This is a genomic window from Rhizobium sp. YIM 134829, assembly GCF_046546455.1.
Window position 1 is genome coordinate 29,178 of sequence record NZ_JBKHKI010000006.1, and the last position, 20,021, is coordinate 49,198.

General features: G+C 66.2%; 11 protein-coding genes. 7 read left to right on the forward strand and 4 right to left on the reverse strand.

All coding sequences use genetic code 11. The features are described 5' to 3' along the window. Positions 1 to 60 precede the first annotated feature (60 nt). The 3 genes from ACLE20_RS12050 (at position 61) to glgB (ending at position 8,859) form a co-directional block, all read left to right on the forward strand. On the forward strand, positions 61 to 3,300 hold the full coding sequence (locus ACLE20_RS12050; protein WP_410940543.1) for a maltotransferase domain-containing protein: 3,240 nt from the start codon (positions 61 to 63) through the stop codon (positions 3,298 to 3,300). A gap of 98 nt (positions 3,301 to 3,398) precedes the next feature. Then, positions 3,399 to 6,659, forward strand: coding sequence for a maltose alpha-D-glucosyltransferase (gene treS, locus ACLE20_RS12055; RefSeq protein ID WP_410940821.1), 3,261 nt, complete (start codon positions 3,399 to 3,401; stop codon positions 6,657 to 6,659). Beyond that, entirely contained in the window at positions 6,652 to 8,859 is a 2,208-nt protein-coding gene (glgB, locus tag ACLE20_RS12060; RefSeq protein WP_410940544.1) for a 1,4-alpha-glucan branching protein GlgB, read from the forward strand. The genes treS and glgB overlap by 8 nt, the downstream gene beginning before the upstream one ends. A 190-nt stretch (positions 8,860 to 9,049) precedes the next feature. Here glgB and malQ read toward each other — a convergent pair whose 3' ends face one another. Continuing rightward, positions 9,050 to 10,858 carry a 4-alpha-glucanotransferase gene (malQ, locus tag ACLE20_RS12065; RefSeq protein WP_410940822.1) on the reverse strand — a complete coding sequence of 603 codons (1,809 nt, stop codon included), beginning with the start codon at positions 10,856 to 10,858 and terminating at the stop codon, positions 9,050 to 9,052. Between the two features lie 151 nt (positions 10,859 to 11,009). Beyond that, on the reverse strand, positions 11,010 to 12,782 hold the full coding sequence (gene treZ / locus ACLE20_RS12070; RefSeq protein ID WP_410940545.1) for a malto-oligosyltrehalose trehalohydrolase: 1,773 nt from the start codon (positions 12,780 to 12,782) through the stop codon (positions 11,010 to 11,012). A gap of 236 nt (positions 12,783 to 13,018) precedes the next feature. On the opposite strand from treZ, the gene ACLE20_RS12075 reads away from it, so the two are divergent. The 4 genes from ACLE20_RS12075 to ACLE20_RS12090 all read left to right on the forward strand — a co-directional run bounded on the left by ACLE20_RS12075 (position 13,019) and on the right by ACLE20_RS12090 (position 17,338). Then, on the forward strand, positions 13,019 to 13,825 hold the full coding sequence (locus ACLE20_RS12075) for a hypothetical protein (RefSeq protein WP_410940546.1): 807 nt from the start codon (positions 13,019 to 13,021) through the stop codon (positions 13,823 to 13,825). Then, complete coding sequence (locus tag ACLE20_RS12080; protein ID WP_410940547.1) at positions 13,818 to 14,237, forward strand: phage holin family protein; 420 nt, start codon at positions 13,818 to 13,820, stop codon at positions 14,235 to 14,237. The genes ACLE20_RS12075 and ACLE20_RS12080 overlap by 8 nt, the downstream gene beginning before the upstream one ends. Next, positions 14,234 to 15,241 carry a DUF3618 domain-containing protein gene (locus tag ACLE20_RS12085; protein WP_410940548.1) on the forward strand — a complete coding sequence of 336 codons (1,008 nt, stop codon included), beginning with the start codon at positions 14,234 to 14,236 and terminating at the stop codon, positions 15,239 to 15,241. Before ACLE20_RS12080 ends, ACLE20_RS12085 begins: the two co-directional genes overlap by 4 nt. A gap of 270 nt (positions 15,242 to 15,511) precedes the next feature. Continuing rightward, positions 15,512 to 17,338, forward strand: a complete 1,827-nt coding sequence (locus tag ACLE20_RS12090) for a PAS domain S-box protein (protein ID WP_410940549.1) — start codon at positions 15,512 to 15,514, stop codon at positions 17,336 to 17,338. Between the two features lie 17 nt (positions 17,339 to 17,355). Here the strand turns inward: ACLE20_RS12090 and ACLE20_RS12095 are convergent, their stop codons facing one another. Together ACLE20_RS12095 and ACLE20_RS12100 are read right to left on the reverse strand one after the other, a co-directional pair. Then, positions 17,356 to 18,897: a cation:proton antiporter gene (locus ACLE20_RS12095; RefSeq protein WP_410940550.1), complete on the reverse strand. Its 1,542-nt coding sequence runs from the start codon at positions 18,895 to 18,897 to the stop codon at positions 17,356 to 17,358. Between the two features lie 153 nt (positions 18,898 to 19,050). Beyond that, on the reverse strand, positions 19,051 to 19,935 hold the full coding sequence (locus ACLE20_RS12100; RefSeq protein WP_410940551.1) for a PhnA-like protein: 885 nt from the start codon (positions 19,933 to 19,935) through the stop codon (positions 19,051 to 19,053). Positions 19,936 to 20,021 lie beyond the last annotated feature (86 nt).

A 20,021-nucleotide genomic window follows, 5' to 3' on the forward strand; every position in this document is an offset into this window, starting at 1 on the left:
GATCGCGAGGAACCGAACCGGCTCCCCGGGGTTCTCAATGAAAAGCTGCGAGACGAACTCATGAATGCACATGCCCGTCCCGAAACCACGACAAGCCTCGACCAGCCACCCCGCATCTACTATGCCCACCCGCTCCTTCTGAGCGGACTGGATCAGTGGCGGGAGTTGTTCGACCACGTGCGGTCGCTCGGCTTCGATGCGGTGATGGTGGCACCGCTCTTTCCGCGTGGCGAGGGCGCCAGCGTCTTCGTCAGCCGCAGTCAGGACCGTCTCGATCCCGTCTATGGCCTCGGCGAGGACCTCGACCAGGGTCTGCGCAGTCTCGTGGCTGCGGCGCGGGCCGCCGGCCTGACGCTGATGATGGATCTGGTCGTTGACCGGATCGCCGAGGAGACGGGTGGCGCGCGACAAGCGCTCGACCCGCGCATTCCGCCGGTCGTCGCCGGCAGCCGCCGGCTCGACCCCCTGCAGGATGGGGAGACGTCCACCCGCTGGGCGGAGCGTCTGACGCGGCTTGCCGGCCTGGGCCTCGGCGGCGTCCGCTGCCTCGGACTCGCCGATGCCGATCCCGCTGCCTGGCGGACTCTGATCGCCTCCGTCCGCGCCGCGGCGCCGGGATTCAGGCTCTTTGCGTGGACGCCGGGCACGTCCTTTTCTACCCGTGCGGCGCTCGCCGGCGCCGGGTTCGACGGCTGCTTTTCCTCCTTCGCCTGGTGGGACCTCGAGGAGCGATGGTTCCTGGACGAGGCCGAGGTTCAGGGCGCGTTTCCGCTGCAGATCGCCTTTCCCGAAGCACCCTTCGCCAAGCGTGTCGCCCATGGCACGGAGAGCGCGGAGGTGCTGGAGCGCCGCGCGGCCCGCATGCTGCGGCTTGCCGCGCTACTTGGCGGCGGGCTGATGGTGCCGATGGGCTTCGAGTTCGGCGTGGCAGCGCCGCTTGACCCGCTTTTCGGCCGACCCGACGGATTGCGCGGCCTCAGGGACAACCGCGCCTTCGACCTCTCCGCCGAGATCCGCAGCGTCAATCAGTCGCTCGCCACGCAGGGCGCGGCGCCGCGCCCTGCGCCGCAGCTGATCACGGCAGCGAAGTCGTCCGTGGCCGCACTGATTTCCGGCGATCGCGCCGATCTGCGCCAGGCCGAGCGGGTGCGCGTCGTTCTCTTCAACCGCGATCTGCGCCAAAGCGCCCGCGTGCCCTTCAATGCCGTGCGCGAGGCTGTTTCCGCCTTCCTGCCGCTGGCTTCAGTGGAGGATGGCTCGCTCGTTCTGGACGCGGGCCTTCGTCTCGCTCCCGGCGCTGTCCGGGTCTTCGAAGGCAGCGCCTCGCCCGTGATCCGCCTGGACGACTGGGCCGTCGAGGCAACCGATGCGGCGGCCTCGCCGCGTCTGGCGATCGAGGCGGTGACGCCATCGGTCGATGAGGGGCGCTTTCCCGTCAAGCGCGTCGTCGGCGAGACGGTCCGGGTCGAGGCTGACATCTTCGGCGACGGTCATGACCCGCTCGCTGCTGCCCTCTTCTGGCGTGCGGCGGATGAGGCGGAATGGACGGAGGTGCCGCTGCAGCTGGTCGTCAACGACCGCTGGCGCGCGGAATTTACCCCGCGGCGCATGGGTCGGCATGAATTCGTCGTTGAGGCCTGGCGCAACCCCTTCGCCATCTTCCGCTACGAGCTCGGCAAGAAGCACGAGGCGCGGCTCGATCTCACGCTCGAGAACCAGGAAGGCATCAACCTCGTCAAGGAGGCCGCAGCCGAAGCGCCGGCAGCGCTGAAGACCGAACTCGACGCTCTCGTGAAGCGGCTGGAAACGGCGGATGCCGCAGGCCGCACCAGCCTCCTGCTCTCTGCGGAGGTCTCGGCGCTGATGGCGCGTGCCGACCGGCGGCCGCATCGCGTGCGTTCCGCGGTCATCCCGCTTGATGCCGAGCGCAAGGCAGCGGCCTTTGCGAGCTGGTTCCAGGTCTTCCCGCGCTCGCAGAGCGGCGACGCCAATTGCCATGGCACCTTCGACGACGTGATCGGCCGGCTGCCGGCGATCCGCGAGATGGGCTTCGACGTCCTCTACTTCCCGCCCATCCACCCGATTGGCAAGACCAACCGCAAGGGCCGCAACAACACGCTGACGCCGGCCCCGAACGATCCGGGCAGCCCCTATGCAATCGGTTCGCCGGAAGGCGGCCACAAGGCGATCCATCCCGAACTCGGCGATTTCGACGACTTCCGCCGTCTGATTGCCGCCGCTGCCGATTACGGTCTTGAAATCGCGCTCGATCTCGCCATCCAGGCCTCGCCTGACCATCCCTGGCTGAAAGAACATCCAGGCTGGTTCGACTGGCGACCGGACGGCACGATCCGCTATGCGGAAAACCCGCCGAAGAAATATGAAGACATCGTCAATGTCGATTTCTACGCGAAGGACGCCGTGCCCTCGCTCTGGATCGAGCTGCGCGACACCGTCCAGCTCTGGGTCGACCAGGGCGTCAAGCTGTTCCGCGTCGACAATCCGCACACCAAGCCGTTCCCCTTCTGGGAATGGCTGATCGCCGATATCCGCGCCCGTCATCCGGAGGTGGTCTTCCTCTCCGAAGCCTTCACGAAGCCCAAGGTCATGTACCGGCTGGCGAAGGTCGGCTTCTCGCAATCCTACACCTACTTCACCTGGCGCAACACCAAGTGGGAGCTGGAGGAGTATATGCGCGAGATCACGACGCAGGCGCCGAAGGAGTTCTTCCGGCCGCATTTCTTCGTCAACACGCATGACATCAATCCGGACTTCCTGCAGAACGCCCCGCGCTCGGCCTATCTGATCCGCGCGGCCCTGGCCGCGACGCTCTCCGGCCTCTGGGGCGTCTATAACGGCTTCGAACTCTGCGAGGGTCGGCCGGATGCCAAGCGCAAGGAATATGCCGACAGCGAGAAATACGAGATCCGCGCCTGGGACTATGACAGGCCCGGCCATATCAAAAGCGAGATCGCGATGCTCAACCGCATCCGCCGCGACAATCCGGCGCTGCACTCGCATCTCGGCCTGACGCTGCTTCCCGCCTGGAACGACAATGTCATGTTCTTCGAGAAGGCGAGCGCCGGCCGCGAGAATGTCGTCCTCGTCGGCATCAGCCTGGATCCGCACCACGACCAGGAAGCCGATGTCGAGATCCCGCTGTGGTCGTGGAACCTTCCGGACAGTGCATCCCTTCCCATGGAAGATTTGATCGCCAACCGCGCCTTGACCTGGACAGGGAAAATCCAGCGCCTGCGCTTTAGTCCGCACATGCCCTTCGGCATTTGGCGCGTGAGATGATGGGAGAGATGAGAATGGATGCGACGACCGCCGAGACCCGGGCCGATTACGAGACGCAGACCCAGACGGGCGGCCCCGATGCGACGGCGACCGTGCAGATGGACCCGCTCTGGTTCAAGGATGCGATCATCTACCAGCTGCACATCAAGTCGTTCTGCGACGGCAATGGCGACGGCATCGGCGATTTTGAGGGCCTGCTCGGCAAGCTCGACCATATCGCCTCGCTCGGCGCCACCGCCATCTGGATTCTGCCCTTCTTCCCGTCGCCGCGCCGTGACGATGGCTATGACATTGCGGACTACGGCAATGTGAGCCCGGATTACGGGACGATGGAGGATTTCCGCGCTTTCGTCGCCGCCGCGCATGCGCGGGGCCTGAAGGTCATCATCGAGCTCGTCATCAACCACACCTCCGACCAGCATCCCTGGTTCCAGCGCGCCCGCAACGCGCCGATCGGTTCCCCCGAGCGCGACTTCTATGTCTGGTCGGATACGGACCAGAAATTCCCCGAGACGCGGATCATCTTCCTCGACACGGAAAAGTCGAACTGGACCTGGGATCCGGTGGCCGGCCAGTATTATTGGCACCGCTTCTATTCCCACCAGCCGGACCTCAACTTCGACAATCCGCTGGTGATGGAAGAACTGCTTTCGGTCATGCGCTTCTGGCTGGAGACCGGCATCGACGGCTTCCGGCTGGATGCCATCCCCTATCTCGTCGAACGGGAAGGGACGAACAACGAGAACCTGCCGGAAACCCACGACATCCTGAAGCGGATCCGCGCCGCCCTCGATGCGAGCCATCCCGGCAAGATGCTGCTTGCCGAAGCCAATCAGTGGCCGGAAGACACCAACGAATATTTTGGCGATGGCGACGAATGCCACATGGCCTTCCACTTCCCGCTGATGCCGCGCATGTATATGGCGATCGCCAAGGAAGACCGCTTCCCGATCACCGACATCATGCGCCAGACGCCGGAGATCCCGGAAAATTGCCAATGGGCGATCTTCCTGCGCAATCACGACGAGCTGACGCTCGAAATGGTGACGGATGCGGAGCGTGACTATCTCTGGAACACTTATGCCGCCGACCGGCGGGCCCGCATCAACCTCGGCATCCGGCGGCGCCTGGCGCCCTTGATGGAGCGTGACCGGCGCCGCGTCGAGCTGATGAACGCGCTGCTTCTCTCCATGCCGGGCACGCCTGTGCTCTATTACGGCGATGAGATCGGCATGGGCGACAATATTTATCTCGGCGACCGCGATGGGGTGCGCACCCCCATGCAATGGTCGCCGGATCGGAATGGCGGCTTCTCCCGCGCCGACCCGGCCCGCCTCGTCCTGCCACCGATCATGGACCCGCTCTATGGCTATGAAGCGGTCAATGTCGAGGCACAGTCGGCCGATGCGCATTCGCTGCTGAACTGGACGCGGCGCATGCTGGCATTGCGCGGTCGCCATACGGCCTTCGGCCGCGGCACACTGAAATTCATCAACGCCGGTAACCGAAAGATCCTGACCTATCTGCGCGAGCATGAGGGCGAGACGATCCTCTGCGTCTTCAACCTCTCGCGCCTTCCGCAGGCGGTCGAGCTCGATCTCTCCGCCTTCGAAGGCCGCGTGCCGATCGAGCTGACCGGCATGTCGCCCTTTCCGCCGATCGGCCAGCTGACCTATCTCCTGACCCTGCCTCCCTATGGCTTCTTCTGGTTCCAGCTGGTTGCCGAGGCCGATGGCCCCGTCTGGCGCACCGATCCGCCGGAGCAGCTGCCGGATTTCGTGACCATGGTCATGCGCCGCGATCTGATGGAGGTCGTGGAAGAGCCCCGGCTCTCCGGCGTGCTGTCGCGCGAGGTGCTCCCTGCCTATCTGGAAAAGCGCCGCTGGTTCGGCTCCAAGGGCGAGCGGCTGAAACGCGCCGAGGTGGTGGCCGCGACGCCGATGGGCTTCCCGCACAATGTGTTGCTTGGAGAACTGGAAGCGGAGATGGAGGGTCACACCGAGACCTATCTCCTGCCGCTCGCCGTCGCCTGGGACGAGACGCAGCCGCCGGCCCTTGCCCAGCAGCTGGCTCTCGCTCGCATCCGCCACGGACGGCGCGTCGGCTTCCTGACCGATGGTTTCGCGATGGAGAGCTTCGCCCGCGGCGTCATCAAGGGCCTGTGCGAGCGCGCCACAATCTCAGGCCGCAACGGCACGCTCGAATTCCTGGGCACAGACCAGCTCGACTGCATGGCGGTGACCGATGACATGCCGGTGCGCTGGCTGTCGGCGGAGCAGTCGAACAGCTCGCTGATCGTCGGCGATCTCGCCATGGTCAAGCTCATCCGCCACATCTTCCCCGGCATCCATCCGGAAGTGGAGATGACCCGCTATCTGACCGAGGTCGGCTACCAGAACACTGCGCCGCTGCTCGGCGAAGTGGCGCGGACGAATGCGGACGGTGTTCGCACGACGCTGATCATCATCCAGGGCGCCATCCGCAACCAGGGCGACGCCTGGAACTGGATGCTGACCAATCTGCGCCGCGCACTCGACGAGGTGCTTCTGGCCGAGGGCGAGGTGAGTGGCGAGGCGGAGACGTTCCGCCCGCTGGTCGACTTCGCCGGCATGGTCGGCAAGCGCCTGGGCGAGCTGCATGTGGCGTTGAGCCGTCCGACCGAGGACGAGGCCTTTGCGCCCGTGACGGCGGGCGATGGCGAGATCGATGCCTGGAAGCAAACGATCCTGGCGCAGGTGACGGAAAGCCTCGACATCCTCGCCGACGCGCGAGGGGCGTTGGAGGCAGACGTCGCGAGGGACGCCGATGCGCTGCTCGCCCGTCGTGACGAGGCGATGGCCATCGTCGCCGGACTCGCCGACTCGGCTCTGGGCACGCTGATGACCCGCAACCACGGCGACTTCCATCTGGGCCAGGTGCTGGTGGCCGAGGCGGATGCCTACATCATCGACTTCGAGGGAGAGCCCGCCCGCGATCTCGCCGACCGTCGCGCCAAGACCAATCCGCTGCGCGACGTCGCCGGCCTGCTGCGCTCGCTCGGCTATCTCGCCGCCACCGCCGAACTCGACATCGAGGGTGTGGGCGATCCGGGCGATCCGCGCCGGCCGGGGCTGATCCGCGACTTCACCTGGCGAGCGCACCAGGCCTTCCTCTCGATGTATTTCGAGGCGACGGCGGCCTCCGAAGCGCTGGCGCTGACACAGGATCAGCGTGTGCGCATCCTCGACCTCTTCCTCCTCGAAAAGGCGGCCTACGAGATCGCCTATGAGGCACGCAACCGGCCGAAATGGCTGCCGATCCCGCTCGAGGGCTTCGCTACCATCGTCCACAGATTGTCGGAGCCGACAGAGAATGCTTGAGCGTCTGGACACTCTTTCCGGTCTCGATCCCCAGGCCGTAAGCGCGCTCGTCGAAGGTCGTCATGGCGATCCCTTCGCGATCCTCGGTCGTCATCCCTATGGAGACCGAACCGTGGTGCGGACGCTGGTGCCCGGTGCCGTCGGGGTCGAGCTGATCGATCCCGGCAGCAATGCGGTCGTGGCGCAGATGACGCTCGCCCATCCGGCCGGCCTCTTCGCCGCTGTGGTGGATTCGATCGCGCGGCCGCTCTTCCGCATTCACTGGCCGGACGCGATCCAGGAGACGGAGGATCCCTATTCCTTCGGCCTGCTGCTTGGCGATCTCGATCTGCATCTCTTCTCGCAGGGCACGCATTACAGCCTCGGCCGCACCTTTGGTGCTCGGCCGATGGAGATCGACGGGGTATCCGGCGTGCGCTTTGCCGTCTGGGCGCCGAACGCGCGGCGCGTCTCCGTCGTCGGCGATTTCAACGCCTGGGATGGGCGGCGCAATCCGATGCGCTTGAGGCCGTCGGCAGGTGTCTGGGAGCTCTTCCTGCCGCGGCTCGGCAAGGGCGAGCGCTACAAATTCGAGGTGCTCGACGCCTGGGGCAACCTCCTGCCGCAGAAGGCCGATCCCGTCGCCCGCGCCAGCGAGGCGGCGCCGGCCACAGCCTCCGTCGTCGCCTCCGCCACGCCCTATGCCTGGACGGACGACGCCTATATGCGGGCGCGCGCCGAAAACCGCTCGGGCGAGGAGGCAATCTCGGTCTATGAGGTGCATCTCGCCTCCTGGCTGCGCATTCTGGAGGAGGATCAGCGCTCGCTCGATTGGGTCGAGCTCAGCCAGCGGCTGATTCCCTATGCCAAGACCATGGGCTTCACCCATATCGAGCTGCTGCCGATCATGGAGCACCCGTTCGGCGGCTCCTGGGGCTACCAGCCGCTCGGCCTTTTCGCGCCGACCGGGCGCTATGGCACGCCGGAGGATTTTGCCTATTTCGTCGACCGCTGCCATGCCGCCGGCATCGGCGTCATCCTCGACTGGGTGCCGGCGCATTTCCCGACCGATGTCTGGGGCCTCGCGCGCTTCGACGGAACGGCGCTCTACGAGCATGAGGATCCGCGCGAGGGGTTTCACAGGGACTGGAACACGCTGATCTACAATTTCGGCCGCAACGAGGTGAAGGGGTTCCTGATCGCCAGCGCGCTCGAATGGCTCGAAGAGTACCATGTCGACGCTCTGCGCGTGGACGCGGTCGCCTCCATGCTCTACCGCGACTACAGCCGCAACGCCGGCGAGTGGGTCCCCAACAAATATGGCGGACGGGAGAACCTCGAAGCCGTCGAGTTCTTCAAGCATCTGAACTCGATCATTCATCAACGCTGCCCGCATGCGATGACGATCGCCGAGGAATCGACGGCCTGGCCGGGCGTGACGAAGCATGTCGCCGATGGCGGGCTGGGCTTCGACTTCAAGTGGAACATGGGCTGGATGCACGACACCCTGCATTACATGCAGGAGGATCCGGTCTATCGCCGCTACCATCACGGCATGATGACCTTCGGCATGGTCTATGCCTATTCCGAGCGCTTCATGCTGCCGATTTCGCATGACGAGGTGGTGCATGGCAAAGGCTCGCTGATCGGCAAGATGCCGGGCGACGCCTGGCAGAAACGGGCGAACCTGCGCGCCTATTTCGGTTTCATGTGGGCCCATCCCGGCAAGAAGCTGCTCTTCATGGGCCAGGAGATCGGCCAGACGACCGAATGGAACCATGACGGCTCGGTGGTCTGGAACCTGCTCGATCAGCCGGAGCATCGCGGCATCCAGAGCCTGGTGGCCGATCTGAACGCCCTTTACCAGAGCGAGCCGGCCCTTCAGTTCGGCGACCTCGATCCCGCCGGCTTCGAATGGGCGGTGGGCGACGATGCCGAACACTCCGTCTTCGGCATGCTGCGCAGCGCGCGCGACGGCGCAAGCCGCATCCTGGCGCTGTCCAATATGACCCCCGTGCCGCGCACCGGCTACCGGGTCGGCGTTCCCGAGGAAGGGCGCTGGGAAGAGGTGTTGAACTCCGACGCCGGCGTCTATGGCGGCTCGAACCTCGGCAATGTCGAAGCCTGGACCAGCCCCGATCCGGCCCATGGCAAACCCCACTCCCTCCTCCTGACCCTCCCACCGCTCTCGACGATTTTCCTGCGCTGGCGGCAAGCGTAGCGACTTCTCGCTTTCGCCTTGGTCCGCCGCGCAAGCTCATCATCCTCGGGCTTGTCCCGAGGATCTGCTGCCGTTGCCGCGACTGGGAGGATGATGGCTTCGCTCCGCGTCGGCCGGCGTCCAGCCCGCTGCAGCTTCGGCAGATGCTCGGCACGGGGCCGAGCATGACGATCGCGGTGAGAACCGCTTCTCACCCCCGCCGTGGGCGTTCCTCGCGCATGGCTTCGGCGACCGTGCGCAGGAGAGGGGTGTCGGGCAGGTCTTCCAGCGTGACAGAGAGCTTCGGCTTCCAGTTCGGATAGTCGCCGCTGGTGCCGGGCACGTTGGTTGGCTGGCGTTCGCGGGTCAGATCGGCGAGGCGGACGGCGGCGAGGAGCGAGGGGGTGCGGGCGATGAAGCGGTGGGCGCTGACGATGAGAGCTTCGAGCTTCTCGTCGTCCGGGGAGGTAGCAGAGATCGGGCCGGGCGCCTCCAGTCCCGTCTCTTCCAGAACGTCGGTCAGGTCGCGTCGCTCCGCTCTGCGCTCCTTCTGCTGCTCCCTGGTCAGGTCGGCGGGCTGCAGCCCGTGCTTGTCGCGCATGCGGATGTCGGCGCCCCGCCACCAGCCGTCGAGCGTCTGGTGGTCGTGGGTGGAGATGCAGGCGAGCGCCAGCTCCGGATAGCTTTCCGCCGGCTTGAAGCCCTCCGCGCTGCGCTCATAGGAGAGAATGCGGTAGGCGAGGATCTTCGCCTTGGCGAGATCGTCCTGCAGGCCGGCGGGCAGAGTGCCGAGATCCTCGCCGATCACCAGGCACTGATACTCGCCCGAGCAGCGAGCGAGGATGGCGAAGAGCTTGTCCTGCGGATAGTCGACATAGGCGCCGCCATCGGGCTTCAAATCGAGCGGCACGAGGAACAGGCGGCGAAGGGCCGCCGCATGGTCGATGCGGATTGCGCCGGCATAGCGCATCGCCGCCCGCACCATGCGCTCGAAGGGCGAATGGCGGCCGCTGGCGATCGCGGCGGGTCGCAGCGCCGCCAACCGCCAGTCCTGGCCCCCCGCCGCAAAGGGATCGGGCGGGCTGCCGACCGTTGCGGTCGCGACATAATGCTGCCGCTCGCTCCAGGTGGCCGAGCCGTCGAGCGCCTCGCCGACCGCGAGATCGAGATAGAGGCCGATGCGCAGGCCCGCCGCTTTGGCCCGCGCGACAGCATGGTCCAGCTGCTCATGCGCCACCCATTGCAGCCACATGTGAAAGCGCAAGGCGGCGCCATTCTGCTCGGCAAAGGTCGCGACCTTATCGGAGAGGGGGTCCTGATATTCCTCGGGCCAGCCATGCCAGCCGGTGCCAACCCCGGCCGCGCCGTGCCTCTCGGACAGGGCCTCGAAGAGCGCGTGGCGCCGCAAGGCCTCGCCGCGCTCCTTGATGAAGTCGGTGAAGCGGCCTTCCGCCTCGGCATCGCCCGCCGGCCAGGCTTTGTAGATGCTGTGCAGACCGGCGAGCTTGACGGCGGCGACGCCGGCATAATCGACCTGTCTTGCTGCGCGCAGAGCCGCGAGGCGCCTGGAGGTTTTCTCGTCCATCTCGTGACCCGGCAGCCGGTCGACGGCAATATAGAGCGGGTTGAGGAATTGCCGGTTCGAGGGCTCATAGGGGCTGCAGCGCTCGGGGTCGGCGAGGAAGGGGGCGTGCAGCGGATTGAGGCCGATGAAATCGGCGCCGAGCGCGCCGGCGAGATCCGCCATGACGGCGAGATCCTCGAAATCCCCGATGCCCCAGTTGCGGGCCGAGCGCAGTTCGTAAAGCTGGAGAGACAGGCCCCAGACCTTCTCCTCGCCGAGGAACGCCGGCACGAAACAGGCCGGAATCGGCTTTGCTTTCGGTCGTGGCGGAGCGGCGGTCACCGTGTCGGCGGGGTCGATGCCCAGCGCCTCGAGGATCTGCCGCTTGGTCTCGTCCGAGATCGGCGTCTGCGTGCCGTTCAGTCCTGGCCGCATCAGGTCGATCCCGTTGCGCATCGCCACCGTATCGAGCGGGTTCGGGTCGGACTTCGCGGTCCGGGGTGCGGCGGCGGCTTTGGGTCGGGCGGGAGCGGTCATCGGTCAGTCCTCTTCAAGGGGCAGTGCGCAGGCGCCGGGCCGAGGCCCGGCGTCCGGTCAACCGAGCGTGTCAGCCGAGCGTCCAGCGAACCGACCAGGGGCCGAGCGCCCCATCATCCGCCGTGCCGAGCAGGTAGAGCACCTCGGCCTCCTGCTGGTCTTTCGGCAGGGGCGCCGGCCGGTTGGAGGGGTTCGCGGCAAGTGCCAGGCGCTTTCCGCCCGCCAGCGTCCAGCTGACGGCAAGCGTTTCACCTTCGGCCTCAAAGCGGCCGCTGTCGCCGCCGACACCTTTCAGCAGAGGAGTGATGCGCTCTTGCCGGAGCGTCAGCAGGCTGCGGTAGAACTTAATCAGCGCGCGGCCCTCCGGCGTCTCGCGCTGGCTCCAGTCGAGCGTGCCCGAGGCGAAGGTCTCCAGTGCGGTCGGATCCATCAGGTCGTCGGCATCGAAGCCCGGCAGACGGGACAGTTCCTCGCGCCGGCCCTTGCGCACCTTCTCGTTCAGCTCCTCGTTGAAATCGCAGAAATAGGGGAAGGGCTCGCGGGCACCCCATTCCTCGCCCATGAACAGCATGGGGATCTGCGGGCTGAGCAGATAGACGGCGGCAACGGCCTTGATCGCCTCGAGCGGCTGCGAGACGATCATCCGGTCGCCGAGTGCCCGGTTGCCGATCTGGTCGTGGTTCTGGATGAACGAGATGAAGGCGGTTGGCGGCAGGCCGGCGCTCGGCTTGCCGCGTGCCTCGCCGCGATAAGGCATGTGTTCGCCCTGGAAGACGAAGCCTTCCGCTAGCGCCCGCGCCGTCTTTTCAGGCCGGTTCTCGGCGTAATCGGCGTAGTAGCCGAAGGTCTCGCCGGTGGCGGCGATGTGGAGCACATGGTGGATGTCGTCGTTCCACTGCGCTGTGTAGAGCGGCACGGAGCCGTCCGGATTGCGCTTGAGCAGGTCGCTGTCATTGTCCTCGTTCTCGACGACCAGATGGACATGGCGGCCGCGGGCACTCTCGCGCACCCGGCGCGCGAGCTCCACCAGCAGATGTTCGCCATTATCGTCCTTGATCGCATGGACCGCATCGAGCCGCAGGCCGTCGATCTTGAACTCCGTGATCCAGGAAATCGCGTTCTCGATGACGAAATCGCGTACCGGCTTGGAGTTCTCGCCATCATAATTGATGCCGTTGCCCCAGGGCGTCTTGTGGTTTTCCGTGAAGAGCGGCGCGTAGAGGGGCAGGTAGTTCCCGTCCGGGCCGAAATGGTTGTAGACGACGTCGAGGAAGACAGCGATGCCCCGCGCATGGGCGGCATCGACCAGCGCCATCAGATCCTCCGGCCGGCCATAGCTGTTGTCGGGCGCATAGGGCAGCACCCCGTCATAGCCCCAATTGTAGCGGCCGGGGAAATCGGCGATCGGCATGATCTGGATCGCCGTGACGCCGATCTCCTTCAGCCCGTCCAGCTTGTCGATCGCCGTCCGGAAAGTGCCTTCCTTCGTGAATGTGCCGGTGTGCAGTTCGTAGAGCACGACCTCTTCCCAGGGCCGGCCCGCCCACTCCACGCTCTTCCAGCGATAGGCTGCCAGGTCGACCACCTCGCTCGGACCATGCACGTCCTCCGGCTGATGGCGGGAGGCGGGGTCGGGCACCTCCAGGCCGTCCGGCAGGCGAAAACGGTAGCGCGTGCCGGGGCCGGCACCCTCGACGCGGAGCGTGTGCCAGCCCTCCGGCGACCGCTCCATCCGGCGATCGTCCTCTCCCTCGATCACCAGCGTGATGGCGTCATGCAAAGGGGCCCAGAAGCGGAACAGAACGGCATCGGAAGAAACAACGGGACCGAAGGTGAATGCCATGGAGGAGAGTGCCTTTCGAGCAGTAGGGGCGAACGGGGGCACAAATCGCGAGATGGCCAAAAGGTTCAGCGCTTGAGGCCAGATTCTCTGCTTCGGCCTTTATCCTGCCAAAGCACGCCTGAGACCCGACGCTCCTCGATTTTCCCAGGGAACCGCCGAGGCCTTCCCCGGTTCGATTGCTGATGGCGTTGGATGCATCCCCGCAACCGCGCCGGAAGAAGAACCCGGAGACAACCATGACCGATGAAACGACAAGAAGCGGCGGCGGTACGACACCCGCTTCGCCGAGCCCGCAGGGCTTTTCCACCCAGGCCACATCCGGCCCCACCACCGCGGGCTCAACCGGCGCGCAGGGCGGCGGCAGTCAGTCGACCGGCGGTCAGGACAGGCAGGACGATGCGTCTTCGGGCGACCAGTCCTCCGGCAGTCAGTCCTCCGGCAGCAAGGCGTCGCCCGGCGATCTGAAGGCCCGCCTGCACGAGGATGTGGAACAGGCGCGGGAAGGCCTCAAATCCTATTCGAACTCGGCCATGGACCGCATGCACGAAACGCTGAACGAGGAGGCGGGATACGCCGCCCGCCAGGTGGCCGGCGTCGCCGATGCCTTGAAGCGGGTCGGCGAGGAGTTGGAAGGCGGCGAACAGGCGCGTATCGGCCGCACGGCGCGTCGTCTCGGCGAAACCGTCCAGTCCTTCGCCCGCGATATCGAAGGCAAGGATGCCGGCGAGATCGTCCAGCTGGCCGAGAGCTTCGGCCGCAGGCAGCCGATCGCCTTTCTTGGCGTCGCCGCCCTTGCCGGTCTGGCCGCCAGCCGCTTCATCACCGCCTCTACCCGTGGCAGCAGCAGCGGGAGCAGCACGCGCGGCTCGGCCGGGACGACGGTCAACCGCACCGGCAGTTCCGGCTATGAGACGGCCGGTCAGTCCGCCAATCGCGCGCCTGGATCCTCGCCTCGCACTCCGGCCAGCTCGGCCCGCCCCACCACCGGTTCTACTTCCGGCGCTGGGACAGGCGGCTCAACGGGGGGCCCGACCAATGGCTAACCCGACCGACAATGTCTCGTTGACCGAACTCATCGGCGGCCTCGTCTCCGATGTATCCGGTCTTCTGCGCAAGGAGATCGATCTCGCCAAGACTGAAGCGTCCGAAAAGGTTTCGCGCGCGCTCGGCGGTGTCGAGGTGCTGCTGATCGGCTTGATTCTCGCGATCGGCGCTGTCGGCGTGCTGCTCGGTGCGCTCGTTTCCGGCCTCTCGGCCCTGCTCGTCTCGATGGGGCTGAGCGAGGTTGCGGCCGATGCCGTGGCGGCGCTGGTCGTCGGCGTCGTCATCGCGCTGATCGCCTGGGGCATGATCTCGCGCGGAATCAACCACATGCGCGGATCCAATTTCAAGCTCGAGCGGACGGCCGACTCGCTTCGCCGTGACGCCGCCGTGATCAAGGAGACACGCTCATGACCGACAAATCCTCCGCTGAACTCCAGCAGGAAATCGAAAACGACCGCCGCCGGATCGAAGATCGCATCGGCGCCATCCAGGAGCGCATGTCGCCCGGCCAGATGGTCGACGAGGTGCTCGCTTATGCCAAGGGCAGCGGCGGCGGCGACTATCTGCGCAGCCTCGGCGGCCAGATGAAGTCCAATCCGATCCCGCTGGCGCTGATGGGCGTCAGCCTGGCCTGGCTGATGGCCGCCCCGAACAGGGGTGACAGCAGCGAGACCACGTCCCGCTCATCGACGGGCACGGGCTCCGGCTCGAACGAGGACTATCCGCTTTACACGACCCAGGGCGTCGTCCGCCGGGTCGGACCGCCTGAGGTGAGCAATGGCGCACGCTATTCGCATTTCACGGATGAGTCGGGCCGAAAGCTTCGGGCGCTGAGCGACCGAAGCGGCCGACGCGCCGGGCATTTCGTCGATGAGGCCGGCAAGACCTATCGCGGCCTTGCAGATGCCACCGGCCGGCAGGTTTCCTCGATCCTGGACGAAGCAGGCTCCGCACTCGACGCGTCGCTCGGCTGGCTCACCCATACGTTCGAAAGCGTCACGCATAGCGCCGGTCAGACCGGTGCGCGGGCCGGTGCCTCCGTGCGCCAGGCGGCGAGTGGCGTTTCGCAGCGCTCCTCCGAACTTGGATCGGGGCTGCTGGACCGGTCCAGCGGGATCAACGAGTCGTTGATGTCGACCTTCCGCGAACAGCCCCTGATCGGCGGCGCCTTGGCCTTTGCGCTCGGCGCGGCGCTTGGCGCGGTGCTGCCCAATACGGAGGTCGAGGACGAAGCGATGGGCGAAGCGGCCGAGCAGATGCGATCCGACCTTGCCGACCGTGCCGCGAGCCTTGCCGACAAGGGCCAGGACATTGCCGCCTCCGTGGCGGAAAAGGCCGCCGAGGTGGCGACCGATCTCCACGACACAGCGCGCGACCGCCTCATGGAAGAGGCGGAACGCGTTCGCCAAGGCTAGAATCGATCACCGGAGTGGGTTCCTCCGGCCGGCAGCGGCCTCGGCTGCGGCCGTGATCGATGAAACCCCCGACGTGTGCGGCGTCGGGGGTCTTCCTGCGTTCGGGCTCGAAAATCATTAAATTAAAGGATGCTCCTGCAAATCCTCCCCTGTGCTCCTATCTAGGCAGCCGAAAGCCGGACTCGCGACGCGAGCGGAGCGGCTGTCTGCCGCCGTCGCGGCCGGCAAGAGACAATGGGACGGTTGGAGCGCGTGGACGTACAGGACGGGATGGGACAGGACGAGCGCCGCGGACAGGCGCTTCTCGAATATGGCATCCTCGATACGCCGCGCGAGCAGGACTTCGACGAGATCGCTGAACTGGCCGCCAACATCTGCGAAACGCCGATCGCGGTCGTCAATCTCATCGCGGAGAACCGGCAGTTCTTCAAGGCAGAGATCGGGCTTGGCGCGCGCGCCGCACCGCTCGATGGCGCCTTTTGCCGCCAGGCGGTTCTCGAAGACGAGCTGCTCGTCGTCGCTGACGCCCTGCAGGATCCGCGTTTTGCCAAGAGCCCGCTGGTCGAAGGACCGCCGCATCTGCGCTTTTATGCCGGTGCCCGGCTGACAACGCCGCAGGGCGTGGCGATCGGCACGGTCTGCGTGCTCGATCATCAGCCACGTACGCTGACCGAGACGCAGAAGCGGGCGCTGAAGGGCCTTGCCCGCCAGGCGATGGCCCAGCTGGAACTGCGCCGGCTGGCGCGGCTCGAAAGTGCGGCGCGCCTTCGCGCCGAGAGTGGCGAACACCGCTATCGCGCCGTCTTCGACAGCGCCGTCGACTACGCGATCGTCGTCCTCGATCAGGAGGGCGTGATCCGCGACTGGAACGAGGGCGCGGTCCAGATCCTTGGCTGGAGCCGGGCCGAGGCCGTTGGCAAGGACGTCGAACTGTTCTTCACGCCCGAGGACCGCGACCATGCGATTCACAAGAAGGAGATGGCGAGCGCCTATACGGTCGGGCGTGGCATGGACGAGCGCTGGCATCTGCGCAAATCCGGCGAACGGTTCTGGGCGAGCGGCGAGATGATGCCGCTGCGCCAGGATGACGAGACGCTGGTCGGCTATGTGAAGATCCTGCGCGACCAGACCGGCCAGAGGCTGGCGGAGGAACGCCTGAAGGCCAGCGAAAAGCGCTGGCGCGAGCTGTTCGAACAGATGGCCGAGGGCTTCTTCGTCGGCGAACTGATCCGCGACGAGGCGGGCCGGCCGATCGACTATCGTTTCATCGAGATCAACCCGGCCTTTGCCGCCCAATCCGGAATCCCCGCCTCCGCGGTCGGCACGACGATTCGCGCTTATGCGAGCGACGTGCCGCAGCAGCTGATCGACCATTGCGCCATCGCCGTCGAGACCGGCGAACCTCAGTCCTTCGAGATCGAGATCCAGCAGCTCGGCCGCTGGTTCGATGTACGCTGCGCACGCGAAAGCGAAGGGCGCTTCCTCTGCCTGTTCTTCGACATCACCGCCCGCAAGTCCGCCGAACAGGAGCGCGAGCTCCTGACCGGCGAGCTTGCCCACCGCGTCAAGAACACGTTCTCCGTCGTCCAGGCGATCGTGGCGCAGACGCTGCGCAAGGCGGACCCGGTGTTGGGCGAAACCTTGCAGAACCGGCTGGCGGCGCTCAGCAAGGCGCATGGCGTACTGCTGCAGACCAATTGGGAAACCTCGACCGTCGAGAGCCTCGCGGTCGGCGTGCTGAGCCTCCAGGCCGAGCCCGATCGCTTCGACCTGGCCGGTCCGGCGGTCATGGTCGGGGCCAAGACGGCGCTGTCGCTCTCGCTCCTCCTGCATGAGCTGGCGACCAATGCGCTCAAATATGGCGCGCTCTCCGTCGATGGCGGACGGGTCAACATCCGCTGGAGCCTCGAAGAGGACGAGTTCAGGCTCGTCTGGCAGGAGGTGGGCGGTCCACCCGCCACGCGCCCCGAACGCCGCGGCTTTGGCTCCCGGCTGATCGAGATGGGCATCAACGGCGCCCGGGATACGCAGCTCGACTACGGCCCGACCGGCCTGACGGCGACCTTCACCGCTGTGCGCGGCGCGATGGCGAGCTGACGCTGGCTCGATTGGTTTCAGATCTCCTCGATCCGCCGGTCCTCGAGCGGCAGGATCGAGAGTTCCCGCCAGTCGATCTCTTCCAGAAGCAGGTTGTATTCATCAACATTCATTCGGTTTTCCGCCCGCAATCTCTCCAGCTTGACGCGCTGGGCACCGATGGCGGTCAGTGCCAGGTCGCGGTAGGCGCGCATCGCGCCCTTCTCGTCGCTGTCGGCGAGTGCCTGTTTCTCCATTACGAATTTCGAGCGGATCAAGTCCGCCTCGGGGCCGGTCTCGTCCTTGATCGTGGCTAGGCCGGCACGGGCGATCTCGGATCGGAGTGCTGCGAGCTCGCGCGGTCCATCATGCCGGCGGTCGAGGCCGAGCCGGACGATCAGTGGCGCAAGCGTCAGCCCCTGGAAGACCAGCGTCGCCAGCACGACAGCAAAGGCTGCGAGCAGGACGACGTCGCGCTGGGGGAAATCGGCCGGCAGCGCAAAGGCGGTGGCGAGCGTCACCAGGCCACGCATGCCGCACCAACTGGCGAGGATCGCTTGTTTCGTTGACGGGATATCGGTCTCGCCGCGCCGGCGCAGGAGGATTGCATGAATGCGGTTGAAGCCGATGCAGACCGCAAAGCGCGTGGCGATGACGATGGCGACGACCAGCGCCGCAAAGCCGACGGCTTCGCCGAGGTGCCCGTTCGGCATGCTGCCGAGAATATCGCGGACCTGCATGCCCATCAGCAGGAAGGCCATGACGTTCAGGACGAAGACCACGACGCTCCAGACCGCATAGGACTGCACGCGCATACGGGCCGAGGAGCGCACGTCGGGGCTGCGCGCGATGGTCATTGCGAAGGCGACGATGGCGAGAACCGGTGAGAGATGCAGATGTTCAGCGACGATCCAGAGCAGGAAGGTCTGGACGAACTGAAGGAGATTGCCGCCGAGCGTCGAGGCGACGGCCGTGCCGAGCCGCTGGATCACGAACGCAGAGACGATGCCGAGCAGGATGCCGCCCGGTGCGGCGATGATGAATTGCAGGCCGACCGTCGTGCCGATATTGCCGGTGGTCTGCACGGCGAGCGCCGCCGAGAAGATCAGCAGCGCCGCTGCATCGTTGAACAGGCTTTCCCCGCGCAGGACCGCATCGGTGTTGCGGGGGATGGACATGCCGGAGAGCACGGCGGTCGCCGCCGCCGCATCCGGTGGAGCAACGACTGCGCCGAGTACCAGGGCGGCGGCGAAGGGCAGCCCGGCATAGGCCCAGCCGGCGAGCGCGACGCAGAGCGCCGTCACCACCACGCCGCCGATGGCAAAGACGACCAGCGGCACCCAGTAGCGCCGCGCGGTGCCGATCGGAAAGTCGAAGGCGGCATCGAGCAGAGCGGGAGAGATGAAGAGGGCGAGCGCGATTTCCGGATCGAGCGCGATATAGGGCACGCCCGGCACCAGCGCCACGGCGGTGCCGGCCATGGCGAGCATGGAGGGGTATGGGACCGAAAGCCTGCGGGCGAGCTGCAGAAGCAGAATGGCGACCAGCAGCAGAACCAGCAGCGTTTCGAAGAAGTTCATGTGAGGCGGCTCCGGCGTCTCGCGACTGTCAGCGCCTCATTACCGAACAAAAACAGGCATTGCGCAAGTGCAGGGAGGCGGTTGACGTGAAAAGACCGGCAGGCTTGCGCGCTGCCGGTCTTCGAGGTCGGATTGACGGGTATGCCGATCGCCTTAGGCGATGCGGGTGCCAGCCCGCTTGGTGCCGGCCATGCCGCCGAACCAGGCAGCGAGAGCGCCGAGAGCCAGAGCGACGAAGCCGGCAATCGCACCGGCCGAGACGGCGGCGGTTGCGGCTTGGGCGGCTTCGACGGCCTGCTGCTTGGCAGTCTCGATATTGGCGCGGTAGCTCTGCTCATACTGGGCAACCTGCTGGCGCGCCTGGTCGATCGGGATGTTCTGGGCACGCGCCACGGCTTCGGCTGCACGGTTGCGGGCTTCTTCGGCCTGGGCCTGATCACCGGTCAACACGGCCTGGACGGCGGTGACGGCGGCGCTCTGCAGGGCCTGCGGGTCATTGCCGGTGGCCGAGCGAATCTGTTGCTCGATGCCAGCCATCGGGTTCGTGCTCTGGGCGATCGACGGAGCAGCGGCCGTGGCCGCGGTGGCTGCCGTGCTGCCGACGCCGCCGATGACGCTGGTGATGCCCGAGAAGGCACCGCCGACCAGCGCGCCGATCGAGGTGGTGAGCAGGTAGAGGACGACGAGGGTGGTGACAGCCCAGGCGGTTACGCCGTGATAGCCACCGGTCGAGCGGCTCGGACGGCCGGAGAGACGGCTCGCAATATAACCGCCGACGAAGGAGGCGATGATGCCCGAGACGATGAACCAGACGCCACCGGCGATCGAGAAGGTGCCGGCTGCCGGATTGTCGGATGTGGCCGGATCGAGCACGGCTGCGCCGATCCCGACGCCGAGCAGGTTCAAAAGGAACTGGATGGCGAGCGCGAGCACGACGCCCGCGAAGATCGCTCCCCACGACACTTTGTGAAACGCCGACGTCACCGAGGCGCTGTCGTAAGTGTCGGTGGCGACGGGAGAATTGATGTGTGTTGTCATGGCGGGTCCTTACCGTTCGGTCCACATGCCGGCCGCCGATATGCCTGCCGTCCCATGTGAGCGTCCCAAAACGCCGTCGCGCCGCT

Coding starts and splice junctions, on each gene's coding strand:
- ACLE20_RS12050 (WP_410940543.1), top strand. CDS start 61: ATGAATGCACATGCCCGTCCCGAAACCACGACAAGCCTCGACCAGCCA.
- treS (WP_410940821.1), top strand. CDS start 3,399: ATGGACCCGCTCTGGTTCAAGGATGCGATCATCTACCAGCTGCACATC.
- glgB (WP_410940544.1), top strand. CDS start 6,652: ATGCTTGAGCGTCTGGACACTCTTTCCGGTCTCGATCCCCAGGCCGTA.
- malQ (WP_410940822.1), bottom strand. CDS start 10,858: ATGCGCAACGGGATCGACCTGATGCGGCCAGGACTGAACGGCACGCAG.
- treZ (WP_410940545.1), bottom strand. CDS start 12,782: ATGGCATTCACCTTCGGTCCCGTTGTTTCTTCCGATGCCGTTCTGTTC.
- ACLE20_RS12075 (WP_410940546.1), top strand. CDS start 13,019: ATGACCGATGAAACGACAAGAAGCGGCGGCGGTACGACACCCGCTTCG.
- ACLE20_RS12080 (WP_410940547.1), top strand. CDS start 13,818: ATGGCTAACCCGACCGACAATGTCTCGTTGACCGAACTCATCGGCGGC.
- ACLE20_RS12085 (WP_410940548.1), top strand. CDS start 14,234: ATGACCGACAAATCCTCCGCTGAACTCCAGCAGGAAATCGAAAACGAC.
- ACLE20_RS12090 (WP_410940549.1), top strand. CDS start 15,512: ATGGGACAGGACGAGCGCCGCGGACAGGCGCTTCTCGAATATGGCATC.
- ACLE20_RS12095 (WP_410940550.1), bottom strand. CDS start 18,897: ATGAACTTCTTCGAAACGCTGCTGGTTCTGCTGCTGGTCGCCATTCTG.
- ACLE20_RS12100 (WP_410940551.1), bottom strand. CDS start 19,935: ATGACAACACACATCAATTCTCCCGTCGCCACCGACACTTACGACAGC.